General features: G+C 71.4%; 25 protein-coding genes. 4 read left to right on the forward strand and 21 right to left on the reverse strand.

Translation table 11 applies throughout. The features are described from left to right. Positions 1 to 32: 32 nt before the first annotated feature. Both NVV95_RS10265 and NVV95_RS10270 read left to right on the forward strand, forming a co-directional pair. Positions 33 to 260, forward strand: coding sequence for a hypothetical protein (locus NVV95_RS10265; protein ID WP_259486426.1), 228 nt, complete (start codon positions 33 to 35; stop codon positions 258 to 260). Positions 261 to 318: 58 nt separating this feature from the next. Further along, positions 319 to 621 carry a TraR/DksA family transcriptional regulator gene (locus NVV95_RS10270; RefSeq protein WP_259486427.1) on the forward strand — a complete coding sequence of 101 codons (303 nt, stop codon included), beginning with the start codon at positions 319 to 321 and terminating at the stop codon, positions 619 to 621. Between the two features lie 49 nt (positions 622 to 670). On the opposite strand, the gene NVV95_RS10275 is transcribed toward NVV95_RS10270, so the two are convergent. The 3 genes from NVV95_RS10275 to NVV95_RS10285 form a co-directional block, all read right to left on the reverse strand. After that, positions 671 to 970, reverse strand: coding sequence for a hypothetical protein (locus tag NVV95_RS10275; protein WP_259486428.1), 300 nt, complete (start codon positions 968 to 970; stop codon positions 671 to 673). A 4-nt stretch (positions 971 to 974) separates the two neighbouring features. After that, on the reverse strand, positions 975 to 1,493 hold the full coding sequence (locus tag NVV95_RS10280) for an amino-acid N-acetyltransferase (protein ID WP_259486430.1): 519 nt from the start codon (positions 1,491 to 1,493) through the stop codon (positions 975 to 977). 107 nt (positions 1,494 to 1,600) lie between these two features. Continuing rightward, entirely contained in the window at positions 1,601 to 4,117 is a 2,517-nt protein-coding gene (locus NVV95_RS10285) for an ATP-dependent Clp protease ATP-binding subunit (RefSeq protein WP_259486431.1), read from the reverse strand. Positions 4,118 to 4,238: 121 nt separating this feature from the next. Between NVV95_RS10285 and NVV95_RS10290 the strand changes: the two genes are divergently transcribed. After that, positions 4,239 to 5,279 carry a pirin family protein gene (locus tag NVV95_RS10290; RefSeq protein ID WP_259486432.1) on the forward strand — a complete coding sequence of 347 codons (1,041 nt, stop codon included), beginning with the start codon at positions 4,239 to 4,241 and terminating at the stop codon, positions 5,277 to 5,279. 7 nt (positions 5,280 to 5,286) lie between these two features. On the opposite strand, the gene cls is transcribed toward NVV95_RS10290, so the two are convergent. From cls to tilS, 18 genes are all read right to left on the reverse strand, one after another. Further along, positions 5,287 to 6,759, reverse strand: a complete 1,473-nt coding sequence (gene cls, locus NVV95_RS10295) for a cardiolipin synthase (RefSeq protein ID WP_259486433.1) — start codon at positions 6,757 to 6,759, stop codon at positions 5,287 to 5,289. A 46-nt stretch (positions 6,760 to 6,805) separates the two neighbouring features. Beyond that, on the reverse strand, positions 6,806 to 6,985 hold the full coding sequence (locus NVV95_RS10300) for a hypothetical protein (RefSeq protein ID WP_228507631.1): 180 nt from the start codon (positions 6,983 to 6,985) through the stop codon (positions 6,806 to 6,808). A 79-nt stretch (positions 6,986 to 7,064) separates the two neighbouring features. Further along, positions 7,065 to 7,262: a hypothetical protein gene (locus NVV95_RS10305; RefSeq protein WP_194679335.1), complete on the reverse strand. Its 198-nt coding sequence runs from the start codon at positions 7,260 to 7,262 to the stop codon at positions 7,065 to 7,067. Between the two features lie 11 nt (positions 7,263 to 7,273). Continuing rightward, entirely contained in the window at positions 7,274 to 8,803 is a 1,530-nt protein-coding gene (gene lysS / locus NVV95_RS10310) for a lysine--tRNA ligase (protein WP_259486434.1), read from the reverse strand. 75 nt (positions 8,804 to 8,878) lie between these two features. After that, positions 8,879 to 9,772 carry a pantoate--beta-alanine ligase gene (gene panC, locus NVV95_RS10315; protein ID WP_259486435.1) on the reverse strand — a complete coding sequence of 298 codons (894 nt, stop codon included), beginning with the start codon at positions 9,770 to 9,772 and terminating at the stop codon, positions 8,879 to 8,881. A gap of 113 nt (positions 9,773 to 9,885) precedes the next feature. Beyond that, positions 9,886 to 10,593 (reverse strand): Rossmann-like and DUF2520 domain-containing protein, encoded by a 708-nt coding sequence (locus NVV95_RS10320; RefSeq protein ID WP_259486437.1) that lies wholly within the window; start codon positions 10,591 to 10,593, stop codon positions 9,886 to 9,888. After that, positions 10,590 to 12,401, reverse strand: a complete 1,812-nt coding sequence (locus NVV95_RS10325) for a PH domain-containing protein (protein ID WP_259486438.1) — start codon at positions 12,399 to 12,401, stop codon at positions 10,590 to 10,592. Before NVV95_RS10325 ends, NVV95_RS10320 begins: the two co-directional genes overlap by 4 nt. 10 nt (positions 12,402 to 12,411) lie before the next feature. After that, positions 12,412 to 12,969 carry a PH domain-containing protein gene (locus NVV95_RS10330; RefSeq protein WP_408611203.1) on the reverse strand — a complete coding sequence of 186 codons (558 nt, stop codon included), beginning with the start codon at positions 12,967 to 12,969 and terminating at the stop codon, positions 12,412 to 12,414. Next, positions 12,966 to 13,436 (reverse strand): DUF3180 domain-containing protein, encoded by a 471-nt coding sequence (locus NVV95_RS10335; protein ID WP_259486440.1) that lies wholly within the window; start codon positions 13,434 to 13,436, stop codon positions 12,966 to 12,968. Before NVV95_RS10335 ends, NVV95_RS10330 begins: the two co-directional genes overlap by 4 nt. Next, positions 13,433 to 13,978: a 2-amino-4-hydroxy-6-hydroxymethyldihydropteridine diphosphokinase gene (gene folK / locus NVV95_RS10340; protein ID WP_259486441.1), complete on the reverse strand. Its 546-nt coding sequence runs from the start codon at positions 13,976 to 13,978 to the stop codon at positions 13,433 to 13,435. The genes NVV95_RS10335 and folK overlap by 4 nt, the downstream gene beginning before the upstream one ends. After that, a complete protein-coding gene (gene folB, locus NVV95_RS10345) occupies positions 13,975 to 14,457 on the reverse strand; it encodes a dihydroneopterin aldolase (protein WP_259486442.1) in 483 nt (160 codons plus the stop codon). The genes folK and folB overlap by 4 nt, the downstream gene beginning before the upstream one ends. Then, positions 14,454 to 15,272 (reverse strand): dihydropteroate synthase, encoded by an 819-nt coding sequence (gene folP / locus NVV95_RS10350; RefSeq protein WP_259486443.1) that lies wholly within the window; start codon positions 15,270 to 15,272, stop codon positions 14,454 to 14,456. Before folP ends, folB begins: the two co-directional genes overlap by 4 nt. Further along, positions 15,269 to 16,030, reverse strand: coding sequence for a GTP cyclohydrolase I (gene folE / locus NVV95_RS10355; protein WP_259486444.1), 762 nt, complete (start codon positions 16,028 to 16,030; stop codon positions 15,269 to 15,271). The genes folP and folE overlap by 4 nt, the downstream gene beginning before the upstream one ends. A gap of 7 nt (positions 16,031 to 16,037) precedes the next feature. Next, entirely contained in the window at positions 16,038 to 18,050 is a 2,013-nt protein-coding gene (ftsH, locus tag NVV95_RS10360) for an ATP-dependent zinc metalloprotease FtsH (protein WP_259486445.1), read from the reverse strand. 137 nt (positions 18,051 to 18,187) lie between these two features. Beyond that, complete coding sequence (locus NVV95_RS10365) at positions 18,188 to 18,811, reverse strand: Ig-like domain-containing protein (protein ID WP_259486446.1); 624 nt, start codon at positions 18,809 to 18,811, stop codon at positions 18,188 to 18,190. Between the two features lie 32 nt (positions 18,812 to 18,843). Continuing rightward, positions 18,844 to 19,221 carry a hypothetical protein gene (locus NVV95_RS10370; protein ID WP_259486447.1) on the reverse strand — a complete coding sequence of 126 codons (378 nt, stop codon included), beginning with the start codon at positions 19,219 to 19,221 and terminating at the stop codon, positions 18,844 to 18,846. 67 nt (positions 19,222 to 19,288) lie between these two features. Next, positions 19,289 to 19,843 (reverse strand): hypoxanthine phosphoribosyltransferase, encoded by a 555-nt coding sequence (gene hpt / locus NVV95_RS10375; RefSeq protein ID WP_259486449.1) that lies wholly within the window; start codon positions 19,841 to 19,843, stop codon positions 19,289 to 19,291. Positions 19,844 to 19,921: 78 nt separating this feature from the next. Further along, positions 19,922 to 20,971, reverse strand: coding sequence for a tRNA lysidine(34) synthetase TilS (gene tilS, locus NVV95_RS10380; RefSeq protein ID WP_259486450.1), 1,050 nt, complete (start codon positions 20,969 to 20,971; stop codon positions 19,922 to 19,924). A 69-nt stretch (positions 20,972 to 21,040) separates the two neighbouring features. Between tilS and ppa the strand changes: the two genes are divergently transcribed. After that, entirely contained in the window at positions 21,041 to 21,532 is a 492-nt protein-coding gene (gene ppa, locus NVV95_RS10385) for an inorganic diphosphatase (RefSeq protein WP_259486451.1), read from the forward strand. Positions 21,533 to 21,603 lie beyond the last annotated feature (71 nt).

The raw sequence follows: 21,603 nt of genomic DNA on the forward strand, positions 1-21,603 counted from the left end.
GTTCGGCATGTTTCGGGCGTACGCTCGTCGCCATGAGCACCTTCATCGAACCCACCGAGCCCGAGTCCTTCGAGCACAACGGCCAGAAGCCCGAGGTCGACGTCACCGAGGCCGAGGCCCTGGACTCCGAGAACGTGGCCGCGCGCGCGAACGGCTCAGAGAGCGATGAGCCCGACTCCTTCGACGAGAACCTCGAGCAGGAGTTCAAGGAGTTCGTCGGCGACGCGACGCCCACCGACGGCCCCGCCCCCGCGGGCTGACGACGGGCCGACGACCACGAGCGACGACGTCCGGGCCCGACTCGAGCGAGCGCACGACGTGGCGCGCGCCGACATCGGCGAGCTGACCGAGACGATGGCGGCGCTCCGCACCACGCGGGAGACGTCGCCCGACGACGACGAGCACGACCCCGAGGGTCCGACGCTGTCGAGCGAGTGGTCGCGCATCCGGGGCCTGCTGCTGGCCGCCGAACTCCGGCTCGGCGAGACGGATGCAGCGCTCGCGCGCCTCGAGGACGGCAGCTACGGCGTCTGCCTGGTCTGCCACCGGCCGATCGCGCCGGCCCGCCTGGAGGCACGGCCGACGGCCTCGCTCTGCGTGGAGTGCGCCTCCCGCCTCTGAGGCGAACGGGCCGCGTGCCGATGCTCGCGGGTCGCCACAGGCGGGCGCGTCAGCTCTCGGGCCGCTTCTCCCCGCCCAGCTCCCACGGCAGCTCGCCGTCGAGCTCGACCGGCTCCTCCGGCGGCTCGTCGAAGCCGCCCGGCCGCTGCACGCGCCCGAAGAAGCCCATCTGGTTAGCCTTCGGGCGAGCTGACGCCGCCGTCTCGTGCTCGGCGTCGGTCTCGCCGGCCGAGCGCCGACCGTAGAAGCGGTCGCGCAGTCGCTGGTTGAAGCTGCGGTGGTCGTCGGGGTCGGTCTCGCCGCGCATCCGCTCGTCACCGATGCTGCCGGAGCCGTGGTCGTCGCTCACCACGTCACCGCAGGTGCTTCAGCATGCGGGTGTTGCCGAGAGTGTTGGGCTTCACACGGGCGAGGTCGAGGAACTCCGCGACACCCTCGTCGGGCGAGCGCACGAGCTCGGCGTAGACCTCGGAATCGACGAGCGAGAGGGGCGAGGCGGTGTAGCCGTTGCGCTCGAAGAACGGCACCTCGAAGGTGAGGCAGAACAGCTTGGAGAGTCCGAGCTCGAGGGCGTCAGCCTCGAGCTGCGCGAGGAGCGCCGAGCCGACGCCCCGGCCGAGCCAGGCCTCGTCGACGGCGAGGGTGCGCACCTCGCCGAGGTCCTCCCAGAAGACGTGCAGGGCGCCGCAGCCCACGGGTGTGCCGTCGGGCGCCACCGCGATGCGGAACTCCTGCACCGCCTCGTAGAACACCACCGCGTCCTTGCCGAGCAGGATTCGTCGCTGCACCAACGGTTCCACGAGACCTTGGATCCACGGGACGTCACTGGTGCGCGCCCGCCGCACGGTGACGGGCGTCTTGCTCGAATTCATCGCTCCAGCGTAGCCGCCGGCGACCGGCCCACTCGCCGAAAAACGCCCCACCCCCTGAGGGATGAGGCGTTTTTCGGTGTCTCGCAAGGAGACGGAGGGCGGTAGAGCTAGTCGAGGTCGCCGAGGGCGGCGGCCGCCGCGGCCGAGGAGGCCGTGGAGTCGGAGCCCGCACCGATCGCGACCGGCTCGCGCGAGGTCGTCGCGAAGGTGAACGCCCCGTCGACGAAGTCGACGTGCACGTGGTCGCCCGCGTTGAGCTCGCCCTGCAGGATGCGCTCGGACAGCTGGTCCTCCACCTCGTGCTGCATGGCGCGGCGCAGCGGACGCGCACCGAGCGAGGGGTCGAAGCCGACCTCGATCAGGCGCTCCTTCGCGGCGAGCGTCAGCTCGATCGTGAGGTCGCGGTCGAGCAGACGGTCGCGGAGGCGCTTGATGAACAGATCCACGATCTGCAGCAGCTCCTCCTTGTCGAGCTGCGGGAACACGATGGTGTCGTCGACGCGGTTGAGGAACTCGGGCTTGAAGTTCTTCTTCAGCTCCTCGGAGACCTTTCCCTTCATGCGCTCGTAGGAGGTCGCGGTGTTGCCGGTCGCCTGGAAGCCGATCGGGGCACCCGTGATGTCCTTCGTGCCGAGGTTGGTCGTCATGATGATGACCGTGTTCTTGAAGTCGACGACGCGACCCTGACCGTCGGTCAGGCGCCCCTCCTCCAGAACCTGCAGCAGCGAGTTGAAGATGTCGGGGTGGGCCTTCTCGATCTCGTCGAACAGCACGACGGAGAACGGCTTGCGGCGCACCTTCTCGGTCAGCTGGCCGCCCTCTTCGAAGCCGACGAAGCCGGGAGGGGCACCGAACAGTCGCGAGACCGTGTGCTTCTCGCCGTACTCCGACATGTCGAGGGAGATCAGCGCGTTCTCGTCGTCGAACAGGAACTCGGCGAGCGCCTTGGCGAGCTCGGTCTTGCCGACACCCGTGGGGCCGGCGAAGATGAACGAACCCGAGGGGCGCTTCGGGTCTTTCAGCCCGGCGCGGGTGCGGCGGATCGTGCGGGACAGCGCGGCGATGGCCTCGTTCTGGCCGATGACCCGCTGGTGCAGGGCCTTCTCCATGAACACGAGGCGAGCGGACTCCTCCTCGGTGAGCTTGAACACCGGGATGCCCGTGGCCTGAGCCAGCACCTCGGCGATCAGCCCTTCGTCGACGATGCCGGAGGTCTGCACCTCGCCGGCCTTCCACTGCTTCTCGAGGCGCAGACGCTCGCCGAGCAGGTTCTTCTCCTCGTCGCGGAGCGAGGCGGCCTTCTCGAAGTCCTGATCCTCGATCGCGGCCTCCTTCTGGCCGCGCACGGCGGCGATGCGCTCGTCGAACTCGCGCAGCTCCGGCGGGGCGGACAGGATCGAGAGGCGAAGTCGTGCGCCCGCCTCGTCGATCAGGTCGATCGCCTTGTCGGGGAGGAAGCGGTCCTGCACGTAGCGGTCGGCCAGGTTCGCCGCGGCGACGATGGCGCCGTCGGTGATCGAGACCTTGTGGAACGCCTCGTACTTGTCGCGCAGCCCCTTCAGGATGTTGATCGCGTGGGGCAACGACGGCTCGGCCACCTGGATGGGCTGGAACCGGCGCTCGAGCGCCGCGTCCTTCTCGAAGTGCTTGCGGTACTCGTCGAGCGTCGTGGCACCGATGGTCTGCAGCTCACCACGGGCGAGCAGCGGCTTTAGGATGCTCGCCGCGTCGATCGCGCCCTCGGCCGCACCCGCACCCACCAGGGTGTGGATCTCGTCGATGAACGTGATGATGTCGCCGCGGGTGCGGATCTCTTTCGTGACCTTCTTCAGGCGCTCCTCGAAGTCACCGCGGTAGCGGGAGCCGGCGATGAGCGAGCCGAGGTCGAGCGTGTAGAGCTGCTTGTCCTTCAGGGTCTCGGGCACGTCGCCGCGCACGATCGCCTGGGCGAGGCCCTCGACGACGGCGGTCTTGCCGACGCCGGGCTCACCGATCAGCACGGGGTTGTTCTTGGAGCGGCGCGAGAGGATCTGCATGACCCGCTCGATCTCCTTCTCGCGGCCGATCACGGGGTCGAGCTTGTTGTCGCGCGCGGCCTGCGTGAGGTTGCGCCCGAACTGGTCGAGGATCTGCGAGCCCTTGTCGGGGGCCTGGTCGTTGCCGCCGACCGCGACCTGCTCCTTGCCCTGGTAGCCCGACAGCAGCTGGATGACCTGCTGGCGCACCCGGTTGAGGTCGGCGCCCAGCTTCACGAGCACCTGGGCTGCGACGCCCTCGCCCTCGCGGATGAGCCCGAGCAGGATGTGCTCGGTGCCGATGTAGTTGTGGCCGAGCTGCAGCGCCTCACGGAGCGAGAGCTCGAGCACCTTCTTCGCGCGGGGCGTGAAGGGGATGTGCCCGGTGGGCTGCTGCTGGCCCTGGCCGATGATGTCCTGCACCTGCTCGCGCACCGCGTCGAGCGAGATGTTCAGCGACTCGAGCGCCTTGGCGGCGACACCCTCGCCCTCGTGGATGAGACCGAGCAGGATGTGCTCGGTGCCGATGTAGTTGTGGTTGAGCATCTTGGCTTCTTCTTGCGCCAAGACGACGACGCGACGGGCTCGGTCGGTGAATCTCTCAAACATGTCTGTCTCCTTGGTCGCCAGGGCCGGTGGTTGGCGACCGATAGGAAGAGACTAACCAGCGAAGCAGGGCCAGACAGCCCCTGTTCGCCGTGGGCGTGACGGCAGAACGTAGGATGCGAGCATGAGCAACCTCGAGCGCCGTCCCGACGAGACCTGGGCCGCCTGCGACACCGCCACGAGCGCCGCTCCGCCCGAGATCGTGACCGCCCGCGAGGTGCCGCTCGGCGGCCCCCGTGCCATGACCGTGCACCGCACCCTGCCGAGCAAGCAGCGCACGATGGTGGGCGCCTGGTGCTTCGCCGACCACTACGGGCCGTCGACGGTGTCGGAGACCGGCGGCATGGTCGTTCCGCCGCATCCGCACACCGGGCTGCAGACGGTGAGCTGGCTGTTCGAGGGCGAGATCGAGCACCGCGACAGCGTCGGCAGCCACGCGATGGTGCGGCCCGGCGTGCTCAACCTGATGACCGCGGGGCGGGGCATCTCGCACTCCGAGGTGTCGACGCCCGCCGCCACGGTGCTGCACGGGGTGCAGCTCTGGGTGGCCCTCCCCGACGCCGACCGCCAGACCGCGCCGTTCTTCGAGAGCCACAAGGCCGTCGAGGTGCAGGTGGCGGATGCTCGGCTCAAGGTCTTCGTGGGCGAACTCGCCGGGGCCGCCGTTCCCGCCACCACGTTCACCCCGCTCGTCGCCGCCGAGATCACGCTGCCCGCGGGCGGCGCGGTCTCGCTCCCGGTCGAGCCCTCGTTCGAGCACGGCGTGCTGGTCGACGCCGGCCCGGTCGCGGTCGACGACGTCACCGCCACCCGCACCGAGCTGGTCCACGTTGGGGCGGGTCGCCGCACGCTGACGCTCCGCGCGGGCGACGAGCCGGTGCGGGTCGTGCTGATCGGCGGCGAGCCGCTGGGCGAGAAGATCCTGATGTGGTGGAACTTCGTGGGCCGCCGCCACGAGGAGATCGTCGCCTACCGGGCGGCGTGGCAGCGCGAGTCGGGTTCCGCCGAGCCCGACGGCTCGACGCCCGTGGCCGCCGTCATGCCCGAGGGCGCCGCCGAGCATCCGGATGCCCGCCCGCGCTTCGGCGCCAGTGACCACCACTTCGAGGGCGCCCCCCTGCCCGCCCCGGTGCTCCCCGGAGTCAGGCTGCAGCCGCGACCCTGAGCGGGCGCTACTGCAGGCCCGAGGTGAGGCGCGCCAGGTTGTCGAGGATCGTGGAGCGCAGCGGCTGCTTGTGCCACTCGTCGAGGGTGAGCTCGCGGCTGACCGTGCGGTAGCGGTCTTCGACGCCGCGCATGGCCGTCACGAAGTCGCGGCCGCGCACCATCAGCGAGACCTCCATGTTCAGGCTGAACGAGCGCATGTCCATGTTGCTCGAGCCGATCACGGCGACCTCGTCGTCGATGGTGAAGTGCTTCGCGTGCAGGATGTACGGCGACTGGTACATGTAGATGCGCACGCCCGCGCGCAGCAGCGCCTCGTAGTACGAGCGCTGGGCGTGGTAGACGAGGGCCTGGTCGCCGATCTCCGAGACGAAGAGGTCGACCGTGACGCCGCGCTGGGTCGCCGTGGTGATGGCGTAGAGCATGGCGTCGTCGGGCACGAAGTAGGGGCTCGTGATGACGATGCGCTCCTGCGCGTTGTAGAGCAGCGCGAGGAACAGGCGCAGGTTGTTCTCGCCGTCGAACCCGGGGCCGGAGGGGACCACCTGCATGTCGAGGGCATCCGGCTCGTCGGCGATGATGTCGTCGGTGATCGCGCGGGTCTCGCGCAGCAGCAGCTCGTTCGACTCGCTGTACCAGTCGGTGATGAAGATGGCGTTGATGCCCGCGACGATCGGCCCCTCGAGCCGGGTCATCAGGTCTTGCCACATCAGGCCGCGGCGCAGATTCGACTTCTTGTTGTAGCTGCGGTCGACCACGTTCTGCGAGCCCATGTAGGCGACGTCGCCGTCGATCACGAGGATCTTGCGGTGGTTGCGCAGGTCGGGACGCTGCCAGCGCCCGCGGAGGGGCTGCACCGGCAGCATGAAGTGCCAGGTCACGCCGATGCTGTTGAGCATCTTGACCGTCTTCTTGTGGCCGGGCGCACGCACCGAGGCGATGTGGTCGAGCAGCACGCGCACGGTGACGCCGCGCTTGACGGCGGCCTCGAGCGCCTCGAAGAAGGGCTTCGTGGTGCGGTCGTAGGACAGGATGTAGAACTCGGCGTGCACGTAGCGGCCCGCCTCGTCGATGTCGGCGGTCATCTGACGGATGCTCTCGTCGTAGTCCCCGATGAGGGTGGCGTTGTTGCCACCGACGAGGGGCATCGCGCCGAGCGTTCGGTTCAGCTCGACGACGTTCTTGAACCAGGGCGGCCACGGGGTGTCGCGGCTGACCCGCTCGATTCCCTCGGTGGTCTCGACGATGAACTCGTTGATGGCGTGCTGCTTGTCGCGGCGCGACTTCGGCAGCTTGTACGAGCCGATCAGGAGGAACAACAGGAAGCCCACGTAGGGGATCAGGAAGATGGCCATCAGCCAGGCGATCGCCGTCGACGGGCGTCGGTTGCGCGGGATGACGATGATCGACCCGATGCGGATCGCGAGGTCGAGCAGGAGGAGCAGGAGCGCGACGATGAGCGCGACGTCTCCACCTGACACAGCGGCCTCCTCGGTTGCTCTCAGAGCTACCGTATCGGTCTGGCGGCTACTCCGCGGACGCCTTCGCCGGCAGGCCGAGCCGCGCGCGCTCCTCGGCCTCGATCTTCGCCTTCGCGCGACGCTCCGACTTGTCGGCCCGCAGCACCGCGCGCATGATGAACCAGAACACGAGCCCGATCAGCACGGTCGGGGCCAGTGCGGAGAGCGCGGGCAGAAGGACGTCCATGACCTCCATGGTACGGGCTGCCGGCTGGGTGCGGGCTCCCCGCTGGGTACGGGCTGCCGGCTGGATGCCCGCCCCGTGCTCAGTGCGTGAGGATGCCGAAGATGCCCGAGCCCACGAGGTAGAGCCCGACGCCGCCGACGATGATCCAGATGGCGATGCGCGTGGGCGTGGGCTTGTTCGGGTTGCCCGTGCCGTCGCCGCGGCCGCCCTCGTTGTTCTCGCGCTCGCTCTTCCCGGGCTCGAGGGGATCGTTCTTCTTGCCACCGAACATGCTCATGCCGGACTCCTCTACTTCACCAGGGGGAACAGGATGGTCTCGCGGATGCCGAGGCCCGTCAGCGCCATCAGCAGCCGGTCGATGCCCATGCCCATGCCACCCGACGGCGGCATGCCGAACTCGAGGGCGCGTAGGAACTCCTCGTCGAGGCGCATGGCTTCGACGTCGCCGGCCGCACCCTGCTTCGCCTGCTCGACGAAGCGCTCGCGCTGGATGACCGGGTCGACCAGCTCGGAGTAGCCGGTGGCCAGCTCGAAGCCGTTGATGTAGAGGTCCCACTTCTCGACGACGCCCTCGATCGAGCGGTGCGCGCGGGTGAGCGGGCTGGTGTCGACCGGAAAGTCCATCACGAAGGTGGGGCTCACGAGCCCGGGCTTCACGAAGTGCTCCCAGAGCTCTTCGACGAGCTTGCCGTGGGTGGGCAGGTGCACCTCGACGCCCACGCGGTCGGCGACCGCCTGCAGGTCGGCGAGGGAGGTCTGCGGGGTAATCTGGACTCCCGCGGCGGCGCTCAGCGACTCGTACATGCTGATGCGGTCCCACTCGCCGCCGAGGTCGTACTCGGTGCCGTCGGCCCAGGTGACCATGTGCGAGCCGGCGACGGCGAGCGCCGCGTTCTGGATGAGCGTCTGGGTCAGCTCGGCGATCGAGACGTAGTCGCCGTAGCTCTCGTAGGCCTCGAGCATGGCGAACTCGGGCGAGTGCGACGAATCGGCACCCTCGTTGCGGAAGTTGCGGTTGATCTCGAACACGCGGTCGATGCCGCCGACCACGGCGCGCTTGAGGAAGAGCTCCGGCGCGATGCGCAGGTACAGCTCGGTGTCGAAGGCGTTGGAGTGCGTGGCGAACGGGCGGGCCGCGGCTCCGCCGTGGATGGTCTGCAGCATGGGCGTCTCGACCTCGAGGAAGTCGCGCTCGGCGAAGGTCTTTCGCAGCGACGCGTTGGCCTGCGCGCGGGTGCGCACCATCTGCCGCGCGCCGTCGCGCACGATGAGATCGAGGTAGCGGCTGCGCATCCGCGTCTCTTCGGAGAGCTCGGTGTGCAGGTTCGGCAGGGGCAGCACAGCCTTGGCGGCGATCTTCCACCCGGTCGCCATGACGCTGAGCTCGCCGCGGCGCGAGGAGATGACCTCGCCCGTGACGAAGAGGTGGTCGCCGAGGTCGACGAGCTCCTTGAAGGCGGCGAGCGACTCCTCGCCCACGTTGGCCTGCGAGACCATCGCCTGGATGCGGCTGCCGTCGCCCGACTGCAGCGACACGAAGCAGAGCTTTCCGGTGTTGCGCAGGTGCACGACGCGGCCGGCGAGCCCGACGATCTCGCCGCTCGTCTCGTCGGCGGCGAGGTGGCCCCAGGCCGCGCGCACGGCGGGGATGGTCGTGGTGACCGGCACCGAGACCGGGTACGCCTCGGCGCCCGACTCGATCAGCCGCTCGCGCTTGGCCAGGCGCACCGCCTTCTGCTCGCTCGCCTCGGCGGCGGCCTCGGCGGCCGTCAGCTCGGTGTCGGGGGCGGGGGCGGACGGCGTCTGGGCGTCAGTCATCGGAACGGGTCTCCTCGAGGTCGCCCCCAGTTTACCGGCCCCCGCGGTGCGGCTCCGGCAGGGGTGGTGACGAGGTCAGTGGCCGAGGTAGAGGGGGGCATTGTCGATGAGGCGGGTGTCGCCGACGCGGGCCGCCACGATGACGCGGGCCGGACCCGTGTAGTCGTCGTCGACCGGGAGGAAGGTGTCGGGGTGGACCACCGCGAGGTAGTCCGTCGTGACGAGCTGCTCGCCCATGGCCGCCGACTGGGCGGCGGCGAGCACCGCGTCGATGCCGCGGTCGGACGCCGAGACGGCGGCCTCCAGAACGTGCGGCAGCGTGACGGCGGCGCGGCGTTCCCGGGCGTCGAGGAAGCGGTTGCGGCTGGACAGGGCCAGGCCGTCGTCGTCGCGCACGGTCTCGACCTCCTCGACCGCGACGGGGAGGTCGAGGTCGGCGATCATGCGGCGCACGAGGAAGATCTGCTGCGCATCCTTCTCGCCGAAGAGCACGACCTGCGGCCCGACGATGTTGAGCAGCTTCGCCACCACGGTGAGCACGCCGTCGAAGTGCCCGGGGCGGCTGCGGCCCTCGAACAGGCCGCCGACCTTGCCGGCGGTGACGCGCGTGGCGGTGTCGCCGTGCGGGTAGAGCTCGGTGACGTCGGGCGCGAAGACGATGTCGGCACCGTGCCCGGCGAGGGTGGCGAGATCGGCGTCGAGGTCACGGGGGTAGCGCTCGAGGTCGGCCGGGTCGGTGAACTGCAGCGGGTTGACGAAGACCGACACCACCACGACGTCGGCCAGCTCGGCCGCACGGTCGACCAGGGCGAGGTGACCCTCGTGCAGGGCGCCCATGGTGGGCACGAGGGCGACGCGGGGTCGCGCATCCGTCGCCGCGGTGAGCGCCTCGATCTGGCGCCGCACGTCGGCGATCGTCGTGGCGACGACCGGCTGCGGGGCGAGGGCGTCGGTTTCGGCCTGGTTCACCGGTGGAACTCCTTCGCTGTGGGCCGTCTGCCTCGCAGACCGCCACGACGATGCTACCCGGGCCGGGATGCTCCGCGGGCCGGGCTCCTCCGCGGTCTGGGCCGCCCATCGGCTCAGACCGGGGCGACGCCGCCACCCGCCCGCGCGAGGGCGTTCTCGACGGCCGATCGCACGAGCGGGGCGAGCACGGCGCCCGGGGCCTCGACGCCGATCGACTCGAGCAGCTCGGCAGCCTGGTCGACGATGGCGCTCGAGAACGTCGTGGCGGTCTCGACGGCCTCGGCGTAGGCCGGTCGGTCGGCCTCGGCGACCACGACGGGCTCGCCGCCCATCTCGACCACGAGGGCCTGCGCGATGGGCAGCACGGGGGTGGGGGCGGTGACCGCGAAGTGGGTGCCGGCGAGGCGGGCGAGGTCGACGCTGGTTCCGGTGAACGACATGGCCGGATGCACGGCCAGCGGGATCACACCGGCCGCCCGTGCAGGCGCGAACACGTCGGCGCCGAACTCGGGGGCGGTGTGCAGAACGAGCTGGCCCATCTGCCAGGCGCCGGTCTCGGCGAGGCCGGCGATCAGGCCGGGGAGCTCGGCTGAGGGGACCGCGATCAGCACGAGCTCGCTGCGTTCGACGAGCTCGGGGATGGGGAGAATGGGGGCTCCCGGGAGCATGACCTCGGCCCGCTCGCGGCTGGCGTCGGAGATGGCGGAGACGCCGACGATCGCGTGGCCGGCGTTGGCGAGGGCGGCGCCGAGCACGGGGCCGACGCGGCCGGCGCCGATGACTCCGATGCCGAGGCGGCCGGTGCGCTCGGAGGGTCTCATCGGGGGTCTCCTTCGGGGGTGGAGGGGGTGGGCGGGGTGGAGGGAGCCGGCGGGGTGGAGGAAGCCGGCGGGATGGAGGGAGCCGGCGGGGTGAGGGGCGTCGGCGGCGGCGGGGCGGCGCGGGCGGACCAGCGGTGGGAGGTGTCGGTGCGGGAGGCGTCCACGACTCGGGCGGTGACGAGCTCGAAGGCGGCGGTGCCCGTCGCACGGTCGGCCGCCGGCACACTGGCGCGCACGGGGCCCGCGACGGTCTGCACCGCGAGGTCGACGAGGTCGAGCATCCGGAGCAGCGGGCCCTGGGAGATGCGCAGGCTCTGCACCCGCGCCAGCGGGACGACCGAGAGATGGCGCCAGACGAAGCCCGAGCGCAGCAGGACCGCGTCGTCGGTGAGGGCCCAGCCGGTGCGCCGCCAGGAGAGCGGGCGGATGGGCCAGGCCCGGCGGGGCGCATCGGTGAAGCCGTCGCCGGAGCGGGCGGTGAGTCCGGCGAGGACGATGTCGCGGGTGGACGGCGCGGCGGTCTCGTAGGGGCCGGCGCCGTCGGAGCCGGCCTCCGCCGCGGGGTGCGCCAGCGACGGCAGCAGCAGCCCGAGCACCGTGCGCACGTCGTCGAGGGTGCCGACCGGGAGCATCGTCGTGCTGGTCTGCGCGGAGCCCTCGCCGGCGGCGCCCGCGCGGTTGATGCGGATCATCCACCAGCCCGCCGGCCGCCAGAGCAGCGGCTGGCTCACCTCGATCGCGTGGATGCGCCCGGGCGGCAGCGTGTCGTTGCTCGTCGAGAGCAGCCCGAAGCCGACCCGCACGCCGTCGGGGGTGCCCGCGATGCTGTACCGCAACGACTTCGTGAAGCGGTTGAAGTAGTAGCCGATGGCTGCCGCGAGACCCGGCACGATCAGGATGACGAACAGGCCCCGCTCCCCCATCACCGAGCTCACCACGATGAACGCGGCGACGATCAGCAGCACGACGGTGAATCCGCTCAGCACGAGCGAGGCGATCAGACGCCCGGGCGGGATCTTCACCACCGATTCGGGGGCGGCGAGGGCGGGGTCGAGCTCGGGGGCGAGCAGTTCGCGCATCCGCTGGTTCACGAGGCCGGGGTGGGTAGCGGATGCGCCGGCCACTGTGTCGGCGTGGGGCACGGCGTCGGCCCCGGCACTCGCCTCGGCCCCGGCCTGCGCGATCGTCGCCGGGTCGAGGGGCAGCGCCGTCGGGGCTCCCGTCGCCTGGGCGTGGGCGAGCTGGGCACCCGAGGCGAGCAGCAGGACGTCGCGGCGGAGGTCGTCGGCCTGGGTGCTGCCGAGGTAGGCGAGCTGGACCTTGGCGTCCTGGCCGGCGACGCTGATCTCGAGGCGGGCCGCGCCGAACAGGCGGGCGAAGAACGGCCGCGAGATCGACACGCCCTGAATGCGGTCGAGCCGGGCTCGGCGGTGGGTGCGGAAGAGCACGCCGCTGCGCACCTCGACCACGTCGTCTCCGACGCGGAAGGTGTGCAGGCGCCAGGAGACGTAGAAGCTGACGACGCCGACGACGAGGGCTGCGACGACGATGAGCGACAGCCAGCCGATCTGGCCGCGCTCGTAGGCGGTCTGGAGGGGGTCGCCCGGCAGCTCGGGGGCGCCGAAGACCCAGTCGACGAGCCGCTCGCGGAAGTTGGCGAGCACGAAGCCGAGGATGGCGATCAGCACGATCCCGCCGCGCAGCAGCGGGGTCGCGGGGTGCAGGCGGTGCCAGCCGCCGTCGGTGAGGGCTGTGGTGGGCGGGAGGGCCGCAGGGTCTGACGGTGGGCCCGTGTCGGGTGCGGTCATCGGGGCGGTCTCACAGGCCGACGCGGCGCGACTCGGCGAGCTCGACCAGGCGGTCGCGCAGCGCGTCGGCGTCGGCGGCGACGAGCCCGGGGATGGCGACGCCGGTGGCGGCGGCCGCGGTGACGAACTTCAGCTCGGCGAGACCGAGGGCGCGCGCGACGGGGCCGCGGTTGATGTCGATGAGCTGCATGCGCCCGTAGGGCACCGAGACCACGCGGTGGAACATGATGCCGCGACGGAACACGAGGTCGTCGGCGCGCAGCCGGTAGCCGATGGCGCGCACCCGGCGCGGGGCGAGCGCGAGGGCGACGATCGTGACGACGACGGCGACCGCCAGCGCGGGCCAGCCGAACCAGGTGCGGAGCAGGATGAACGGTACCGTCACGGCGCAGAGCACGAGGCCGCCGACCAGGCTCGACACGAGCTCGACGCCCACGAATTTCGGGCTCACGCCGCGCCAGTCGTCGCCGGGGGTGGGCCGACTCGCGTCGGCACCGGGCTCGGCCGCGCCGGAATCGGGTGGGCCGGACCCGGGCGGCGGGGGGTCGCCCGCCGTGAGGCGGCTCATGCGGCGCCCGCGCCGGCGGCGTCGTCGGGCTCGTCGGGCGGCAGGGTGCAGAGCCGCTCGGCCACGAGGCCGGCCACCAGCAGCACGACCCCCGAGACCGCGGCCGCGATGCCCGGCCAGATCGAGCCCAGGTCGGCGATCACCGGCCGGGTGAGCAGGAAGACCACGGCGCCCGCCGACAGCCCCGCGATCAGGCTGCCCACGAGGCTCGACGCCTTCGCCAGCACGACGACGCGCATCGCCCGGAACGGGTTGATCCGCGCGGTCGACCGCCCCCGCAGCGCTCGAGCGATCGGCACCGCCAGCACCACGACGATCGCCGCCGCCGCGACGAGCGTGATCGTCAGCGTGTACGGCGGGATGAGCACCGGCTGCCCCGCCGACGCGAGCGCCACCTCGAGCACGAAGCCCAAGGCGAGCCCGACCGCCGCGAAGGCCACCAGGGTCAGCGGACGGGTGTGCCTCACCGCGTCTCCCCCACGTAGGGGCGCAGGGTGGTCTGCGGGATGGAGTCGAGCAGAGCATCCGCCCGACCGATGCCCGGGAGGGTCGCGTCGGGGTCGATCTCGAGCCACGGGACGAGCACGAAGTCGCGTTCGGCCGCACGCGGGTGCGGGAGGGTGAGGCGCGGGGTGTCGCGCACGATCGACGCGAAGGTGACGATGTCGACGTCGAGGGTGCGGTCGCCCCAGCGCTCGGTGCGCACGCGGCCGTGCTCGTGCTCGATGCGGTTGACCTCGCCGAGCAGTTCCTCGGGGTGCAGGCTGGTGCGGATGGTGGCGGCCGCGTTGAGGTAGCCGGGCGCGTCGACGTCGATGCCCTGCGGCTTCACCGCGACGGTCTCGTAGAGACGGGAGATCTTTTCGACCTCGATGCCCGGGGTGGCGCGGAGGTCTTCGACGGCGGCGAGGATGGTGGCCTCGCGGTCGCCGAGGTTGCTGCCGAAGGCGAGCACCGCCGGCAGCCGGATGATGCGGCGCTCGACGCTGCCGATGGGGCGGGGGTTCATGCGGGGGCCGTTCTCGTGGGGCTGGGAGCGGGGGGCGGTGAGTCGTGGGCGGGGGCAGCGGGGGCTTCGGCTGCGGAGGCCGGGGCAGCGGGGGCGGGACGTCGCGTGATGGTGATGCTGACGTCGGCGAACGGCACGGTGATCGGCGCATCCGGCTTGTGCACCACGACCCGCGTCTGACGCACCGGCGGATGCGCGAGCACCACACCCGCCACGCGCTCGGCGAGCGTCTCGATCAGATCGACGGGGTCGCTCGCCACCGCCGCCGCGATCTCCTCGGCGAGTTCGCCGTAGTGCACCGTCGCGGCCAGGTCGTCGCCGCCGGCCGCCGCCGAGGTGTCGAGCCACAGCTGCACGTCGAGCACGAACAGCTGACCGTTCTCGCGCTCGAAGTCGAAGACGCCGTGGTGCGCGAACACCTCGAGGCCGGTCAGCGTGAGCACGTCGAGCTCGTCCAGGATGCTCTCCCCCGTCGTCATCGTGTGGGCCCCGTTCCGTTCCGGCCCCGCAGCCACGCGTCGGCCACGTCGACCGCGCCCCGGGTGAGCGACACGTCGTGCACGCGCACCCCCCAGGCCCCGGCGTTCACCGCGAGCGCCGCCACCGTCGAGGATGCCAGATCACGCTCGACCGCGGTGGCCCCGCCCGGAACGAGGTCGGCCAGGAACCGCTTGCGCGAAGCCCCGATCAGCACCGGCAGCCCGAGCGAGACCAGGCGGTCGAGCCGGCCGAGCACGGCCCAGTTGTGGTCGGCGTTCTTCGCGAATCCGAGCCCCGGGTCGAGGATCAGCCGCCCCGGGTCAACGCCCTTCACGATCAACTGGGCGGCGCGCAGCTCGAGCTCCGCCGCCACCTCCGCGACGACGTCGTGGTAGCGCGCCAGCTCGTTCATGCCGTCGCTGTGACCGCGCCAGTGCATCACGACGAAGCGCGCGTCGCTGCCGACGATCAGGTCGTCCATCTCGGGGTCGGCGAGACCGCCCGAGACGTCGTTGACGATGGCGGCGCCGGCCTCGATCGCCGCGGCGGCGGTGGAGGCGTTCATCGTGTCGACGCTGACGGTGACGCCCTGCGCAACGAGGTCGCGCACGACGGGCAGCACCCGGCGGCGCTCCTCCGAGATCGCGACCCGCGCCGCCCCCGGCCTCGTCGACTCACCGCCGACGTCGACGATGTCGGCCCCGCGCGCCACCATGCCGAGCGCGTGCTTCACGGCGGCGTCGCGGTCGACGAACCGGCCGCCGTCGCTGAACGAGTCGGGCGTGACGTTCAGGATGCCCATGATGCTGGTCATCGCCCGGCCCCCGTCGCTGTGCCGCCCTCGACCTCGATGCCGCCGTCGACCTCTGTGCCGCCCTCAACCGCTGTGCCGCCCACGACCTCGGTGCCGCCCGCGACGGGATGGCGCGGGGCCGCGATGAGCGTGGTGAGCTCCGCGCGGGCGGCCGGGTCGGCGAGCTCTCCGCGGGCGGCGAGGGTGAGGGTGGTGCTTCCGGTCTGGCGGGGGCCGCGGGCCGTGACGCAGCCGTGGCGGGCGTCGAGCACGACGAGCACGCCGCGGGCGCCGAGACCGCGCTGCAGCGCATCCGCGATGTCGTCGGTGAGGCGCTCCTGCAGCTGGGGCCGCGAGGCGGCCGACTCGACCACGCGCACGATGCCGCCGAGCCCGGCGACCTCGTCGCCCGGGAGGTAGGCCACATGGGCGACGCCCTCGAACGGCAGCAGGTGGTGCTCGCAGACCGAGCGGAACGCGATGTCCCGGAGGAGCACGGGGCCGGCCTGAGCATCCGCCCGCCCGCCCGCAATCGGTGTGGCCGCAGTCGGCGCGGCCGGGGTCGCCGACCCGCCCGAGGACGAGGCGGCCGTCGGCCCCGCCGCGAAGGTGGTGCCGAGCGCCTCGGCCGGGTCGAGCCCGGTGCCGGCGTAGAGCTCGGCGAGCAGCTCGGCCACGCGCCGGGGCGTGTCGACGAGACCCTCGCGGCCCGGATCGTCTCCGATGGCCGCGAGGATCTCGCTGACGGCGGCCTCGATCCTGCCGCGGTCGACGGTCACGTGACGCCTAGGCGGTGGCGGGGCGGGGGTTGATGCGCGGCGCGCGCTTCGACTTCGACTCCGGTTCGGGCTCCGAGCCGACGCCGCCGTCGACGGCGGCACCGTCGATGGGGGCCTTCGCCGTGGGGAACGCCACCGGGGGCAGCGTCGACACGGGCCGATTCTGGCTCGACAGCCACTGCGGACGCGGCGGCAGCTTCTCGATGCCCTCGAAGATCTCGGCCAGCTGATCGTGGTCGAGCGTCTCCTTCTCGAGCAGCTCGGCGGCCAGGCGGTCGAGGATCTGCCGGTTGGCGTTCAGCACCTTCCAGGCCTCGTCGTGCGCGGCCTCGATGAGGGCGCGCACCTCCGCGTCGACCTGCTGCGCGAGGCTCTCGGAGTAGTCGCGCTCATGGCCCATGTTGCGGCCGAGGAACATCTCACCCGAGGCGCTGCCCAGCTTCACGGCGCCGAGCGAGGCGGTCATGCCGTACTCGGTGACCATCTTGCGGGCGGTGCCGGTGGCCTTCTCGATGTCGTTGGACGCGCCCGTGGTCGGGTCGTGGAACACGACCTCTTCGGCGACGCGGCCGCCCATGGCGTAGGCCAGCTGGTCGAGCAGCTCGTTGCGGCTGACCGAGTAGCGGTCTTCCAGCGGCAGCACCATCGTGTAGCCGAGGGCTCGGCCGCGCGGCAGGATCGTCACCTTGGTGACCGGGTCGGTGTTGTTCATCGCCGCCGCGACCAGGGCGTGGCCGCCCTCGTGGTAGGCCGTGACCAGCTTCTCCTGGTCGCGCATGATGCGGGTGCGACGCTGTGGGCCGGCGATGACGCGGTCGATGGCCTCGTCGAGGGCGCGGTTGTCGATGAGCTGAGCGTTGCTGCGCGCGGTGAGCAGCGCGGCCTCGTTCAGCACGTTCGCCAGATCGGCACCGGTGAAGCCCGGGGTCTTGCGGGCGACGACCTCGAGGTCGACCCCGGCGGCGAGCGGCTTGCCGCGGCCGTGCACCTCGAGGATCATGCGGCGGCCGTTCAGGTCGGGCGCGTCGACGCCGATCTGGCGGTCGAAGCGGCCGGGACGCAGCAGAGCGGGGTCGAGGATGTCGGGGCGGTTCGTCGCCGCGATCAGGATGACGTTCGTCTTCACATCGAAGCCGTCCATCTCGACGAGGAGCTGGTTGAGGGTCTGCTCGCGCTCGTCGTGACCGCCGCCCATGCCGGCACCGCGGTGGCGGCCGACGGCGTCGATCTCGTCGATGAAGATGATGGCGGGCGAGTTCTCCTTCGCCTGCTGGAACAGGTCGCGCACGCGGCTCGCACCGACGCCGACGAACATCTCGACGAAGTCGGAGCCCGAGATGGAGTAGAACGGCACGCCGGCCTCGCCGGCGACGGCGCGGGCGAGCAGGGTCTTGCCCGTTCCGGGAGGGCCGTACAGCAGCACGCCCTTCGGGATGCGCGCACCGACCGCGAGGAACTTGGCGGGCTCCTTCAGGAAGTCCTTGATCTCCTCGAGCTCCTCCAGCGCCTCCTCGGCGCCGGCCACGTCGGCGAAGGTGACCTTCGGCGACTCCTTCGAGACGAGCTTCGCCTTCGACTTGCCGAACTGCATGACCTTGTTGCCGCCACCCTGCATGCCCGAGAGCATGAACCAGAAGAAGGCACCGATCAGGATGATCGGCAGCAGCAGCCCGAGGGCGGAGAGCAGCCAGTTCTGCTGGGGCACCTCGTCGTTGTAGCCGTCGGCGGGCTCGGCGGTGGTGACCGCGTTGACGACCTCTTCACCGCGCGGGGCGACGTAGTAGAACTGCACCTTCGTGCCGTACTTGTCGTCGGCGTTCGCGAGCGTCATGTCGACGCGCTGCTCGCCGTCGATGATGGTCGCCTCGGAGACCTTGCCGCTCGAGAGGAACCCGAGCCCCTCCTGCGTGGTGACCTGCTGGTAGCCGCCGCCGGTGATGAGGCTGAACCCGATCCACAGCGCGATGGCGCCGAGCAGGATGTAGGGGATGGGAGATCGAAGGATGCGTTTCGCGTTCATGACTCTTCTACGCTCGGTGTGCCGGTGGCGGCGGCACGGTGCCTATGTCGTGCTGCAAGGGTACCCGTCACGGACTGAGCGCAGCCTCCATGTTCCCCGTGGGCGTAACGGGGCCAGAACGCCCTCCCGACCCGCCCTCAGCCCACCTCCAACGTGACCGTCACCGCGTCCGAATAGGCGCCCCCATCGGGCCCGGTGAGCCGGTAGCGGACGGTGTCGACTCCCGCCGCGCCGGGTCTCGGGGTGTAGACGAACGATCCCGTGACCGTGTCGATCTCGATCGTGCCGAGCGCCGGCGGGGTGCTCCCCTGCTGGATCAGCCAGCCCTCCGTCGGCACGTCGTCGTTCGCGAGCAGACTCACCGGCGACTCGAACCGGGTGCCCGCGGGCACGGCGTACACGTCGGGACGCGCCGCCGCCGGTGCGACGACCTCCACCTCGAAGCCGGTGCGGTACATCGACGGCCGATCGCCGATGGTCACGACCGCCCAGATGGTGTCCACGCCGAGGAACTCGGGCTCCGAGCGGTAGCTCACCCGCCCGTATGCGTCGATCGTCGCAATCCCGTGCTCGGCGATCATCAGCAGCGGTCGCGGGATCATCGACGTGCACCACGTCGGCAGCCTCGTCTCGAGCAGCGAGACGACCTTCTGAGGCGGCTCGGCCGTCGTCTCGCACGTCGGCCACGGCAGAAGAGCGGATGCCCGACCCGGCGCCGCCCCCAGGCCCACCCCCACCAGCAGAAGGACGACAGCGGGCACCGCGAGCGCCCGCCACCCGGGCCGAACCGCCCTCACCGTTCGACCAGGCCCACCAAGATGACGGCTCCCGGCCCCGACGGGCCGACGCCCGCGATGTGCACGGTGAGCTTGTCGTAGCCGTCACCCGGCTCGTCGGCACGGTAGAAGAAGGTGCCGAACACCGACGTCACCGCCCCGTGCATCGCTGAGACCGCGAGCGGCGCGCCGCTCGGGCTCGTGCAGCGGGTGGTGAGAGCGGTCAGCTCGCCGACCACGACGGTCTGCGGATCGGAGGTCAGTGCCGTGCAGCGTGGTGCCCGCGGGTCGGCGAAGCCGGGCTCCGCGTGGGCCGGGACGGCGATGGCGACCGCAGCCAGCACGAGCGCACCGGCCGACACGGCTCTGAGCAGCGAGGAACGGGATGAGCGCACGGGACGGCCTTTCGTCGGCCCACCCACGAGGAGGCTAGTGCATCCGCTCGCTTTAATCGAGTGTTGCTCAGGAATAGACGTGCGGAGCCAGCACGCCGATCGACTTCAGGTTGCGGTAGCGCTCGGCGTAGTCGAGGCCGTAGCCCACGACGAAGGCGTTCGGGATGTCGTAGCCGACGTAGCGCACGTCGATCTCGACCTTCACGGCCTCGGGCTTGCGCAGCAGCGCGCAGATCTCGACCGAGGCGGCGCCCCGGCTGCGCAGGTTCGCGAGCAGCCACGACAGGGTGAGGCCGGAGTCGATGATGTCCTCGACGATCAGCACCTTGCGGCCGGTGATGTCGGTGTCGAGGTCTTTCAGGATGCGCACCACACCGCTCGACTGCGTGCCGGAGCCGTACGACGAGACCGCCATCCAGTCCATGTTCAGCTGCAGCCGCAGCTCGCGAGCCAGGTCGGCCATGACCATCACCGCGCCGCGCAGCACACCCACGAGCAGGACGTCGTCGTCATCCGTGTAGTCGGCCTCGATGCGGCGGGCGAGCTCGGCGATCTTCCCGGCGATCTGCTCCTCGGTGAGCAGCACCTCGGTGATGTCGTCGCGAACGTCGTCGATGTCCATGCTGTTCCTCTCGGGGCCTCGGGGTCGGCCCGGCGCGGGCTCCGGGCGGTTGCGACGGCTCGGGCTGTGGTGCCTGGCCTAAGCGCGGGCGAACTCGAGCAGCGCGCCCCGCCGCACCACTCTAATCCCTGGCAGATCGACGCCCTTCTGGCCGTGCCAGTCGGTCACCAGCGCCACCACCGCGAGGGTCTGCGCGCGCGAGAGCGACATGCCGAACTCGCTCTCGACGACGTAGCGGATGATCCGGTTCCGGAGCGCCGGCGGGTTCGCCTCGAGCGCGGGCGCCGAGATGGCGATGCCCGCCTCGGCGTGCTCCACGAGGTCTTCGATGGTCTCGATCGCCATGGCGTGCAGGGTGTCGTCGTCCTCGCGCAGCTGCTCGGCGGTGCGGGCGAGCGCTTCGGCGACCCTCGGGCCGAGCTCGCGCTCGAGCATCGGCAGCACGCCCTGGCGCACGCGCACGCGGGTGAAGGCCGCGCTGTCGTTGTGCGGGTCATGCCAGGGCTCGAGGCCGGCGTCGCGGCAGAAGTCGTGGGTCTGCTCGCGTCTGGTGCCGAGCAGGGGGCGGATGCGCGTCCCGCCCGGCTGCTCGGCGACCGCCGCCATGCCGCGGAGGCTGACGGCCCCGGCGCCGCGGCCGAGGCCGAGCAGAACCGTCTCGGCCTGGTCGTCGAGCGTGTGGCCGAGCAGGACGGCGACGGCACCGGTCGCGGCGAGCGCCTCGTCGATGGCGGCGTAGCGGGCGGCGCGGGCGGCGGCTTCGGGGCCGCCCCTTCCGTCGATCGTCACCCGCGTCACGATCACGGGGGCGAGGCCGAGCTCCTCGGCCTGGCGGGCGGCGCGCTCCGCGACGTCGGCGGAACCGGGCTGCAGGGCGTGGTCGACGATCACGGCGCCGGCGCGGAGCCCGGCGCGGGGCGCCTCGAAGGCCGCGGCCGCCGCGAGGGCGAGGGAGTCGGGGCCACCGCTGAGGGCGACGAGGAGGTCGGCCCGGGCATCCGCTCGCCTGCTGCGTCGGGCAGTCGCCGCGTCGGCCGCCCGGGTGACGTCGGGCAGGCTCTCGCGCACGGCGCGGCGCACGTCGGCGATCGCCGGGGTGAGGCGCGGTCGGCGGCCGTCGGTCTGCATCCAGTAACGTTATTGCAGTTTCGCGGCGCGCATCCGGCGCCGTCGTCCACAACGAGGGAGCAGCAGATCATGGCCGAGTACGACGTCGTCGTCGAGATCCCCAAGGGGAGCCGCAACAAGTACGAAGTCGACCACGAGACCGGTCGCGTGTACCTCGACCGCGTGCTCTTCACGAGCTTCGTCTACCCCACCGACTACGGGTACTTCGAGAACACCCTCGGCCTCGACGGCGACCCCGTCGACGCGCTGGTGCTGCTCGAGTACCCCGTGTTCCCGGGCGTGGGCGTGAAGGTGCGCCCCGTGGGCGTGCTCAACATGAGCGACGAGGCCGGCTCCGACGCCAAGGTCGTCGTGGTGCCCCACAAGGACCCGCGCTGGGCGCACATCCAGGACATCAGCGATGTTCCGGAGCAGACCCGCAAGGAGATCGAGCACTTCTTCGCCCGTTACAAGGATCTCGAGCCCAACAAGTGGGTCAAGATCGAGGGCTGGGGCGACGCCGCCGAGGCCGACGCGATCGTGCAGGCCGGGATCACGAAGCTCGCGGAGGAGGGTCACTGACCTTCCGCGCGTTCTGCGTGTGGGGGGTGGGTTCTGCGTGGCCGGCGCCGGCGGGTTCGGGTGAGTTCGCC

This window comes from Herbiconiux gentiana (assembly GCF_024978135.1).
Lineage (GTDB): Bacteria > Actinomycetota > Actinomycetes > Actinomycetales > Microbacteriaceae > Herbiconiux > Herbiconiux gentiana.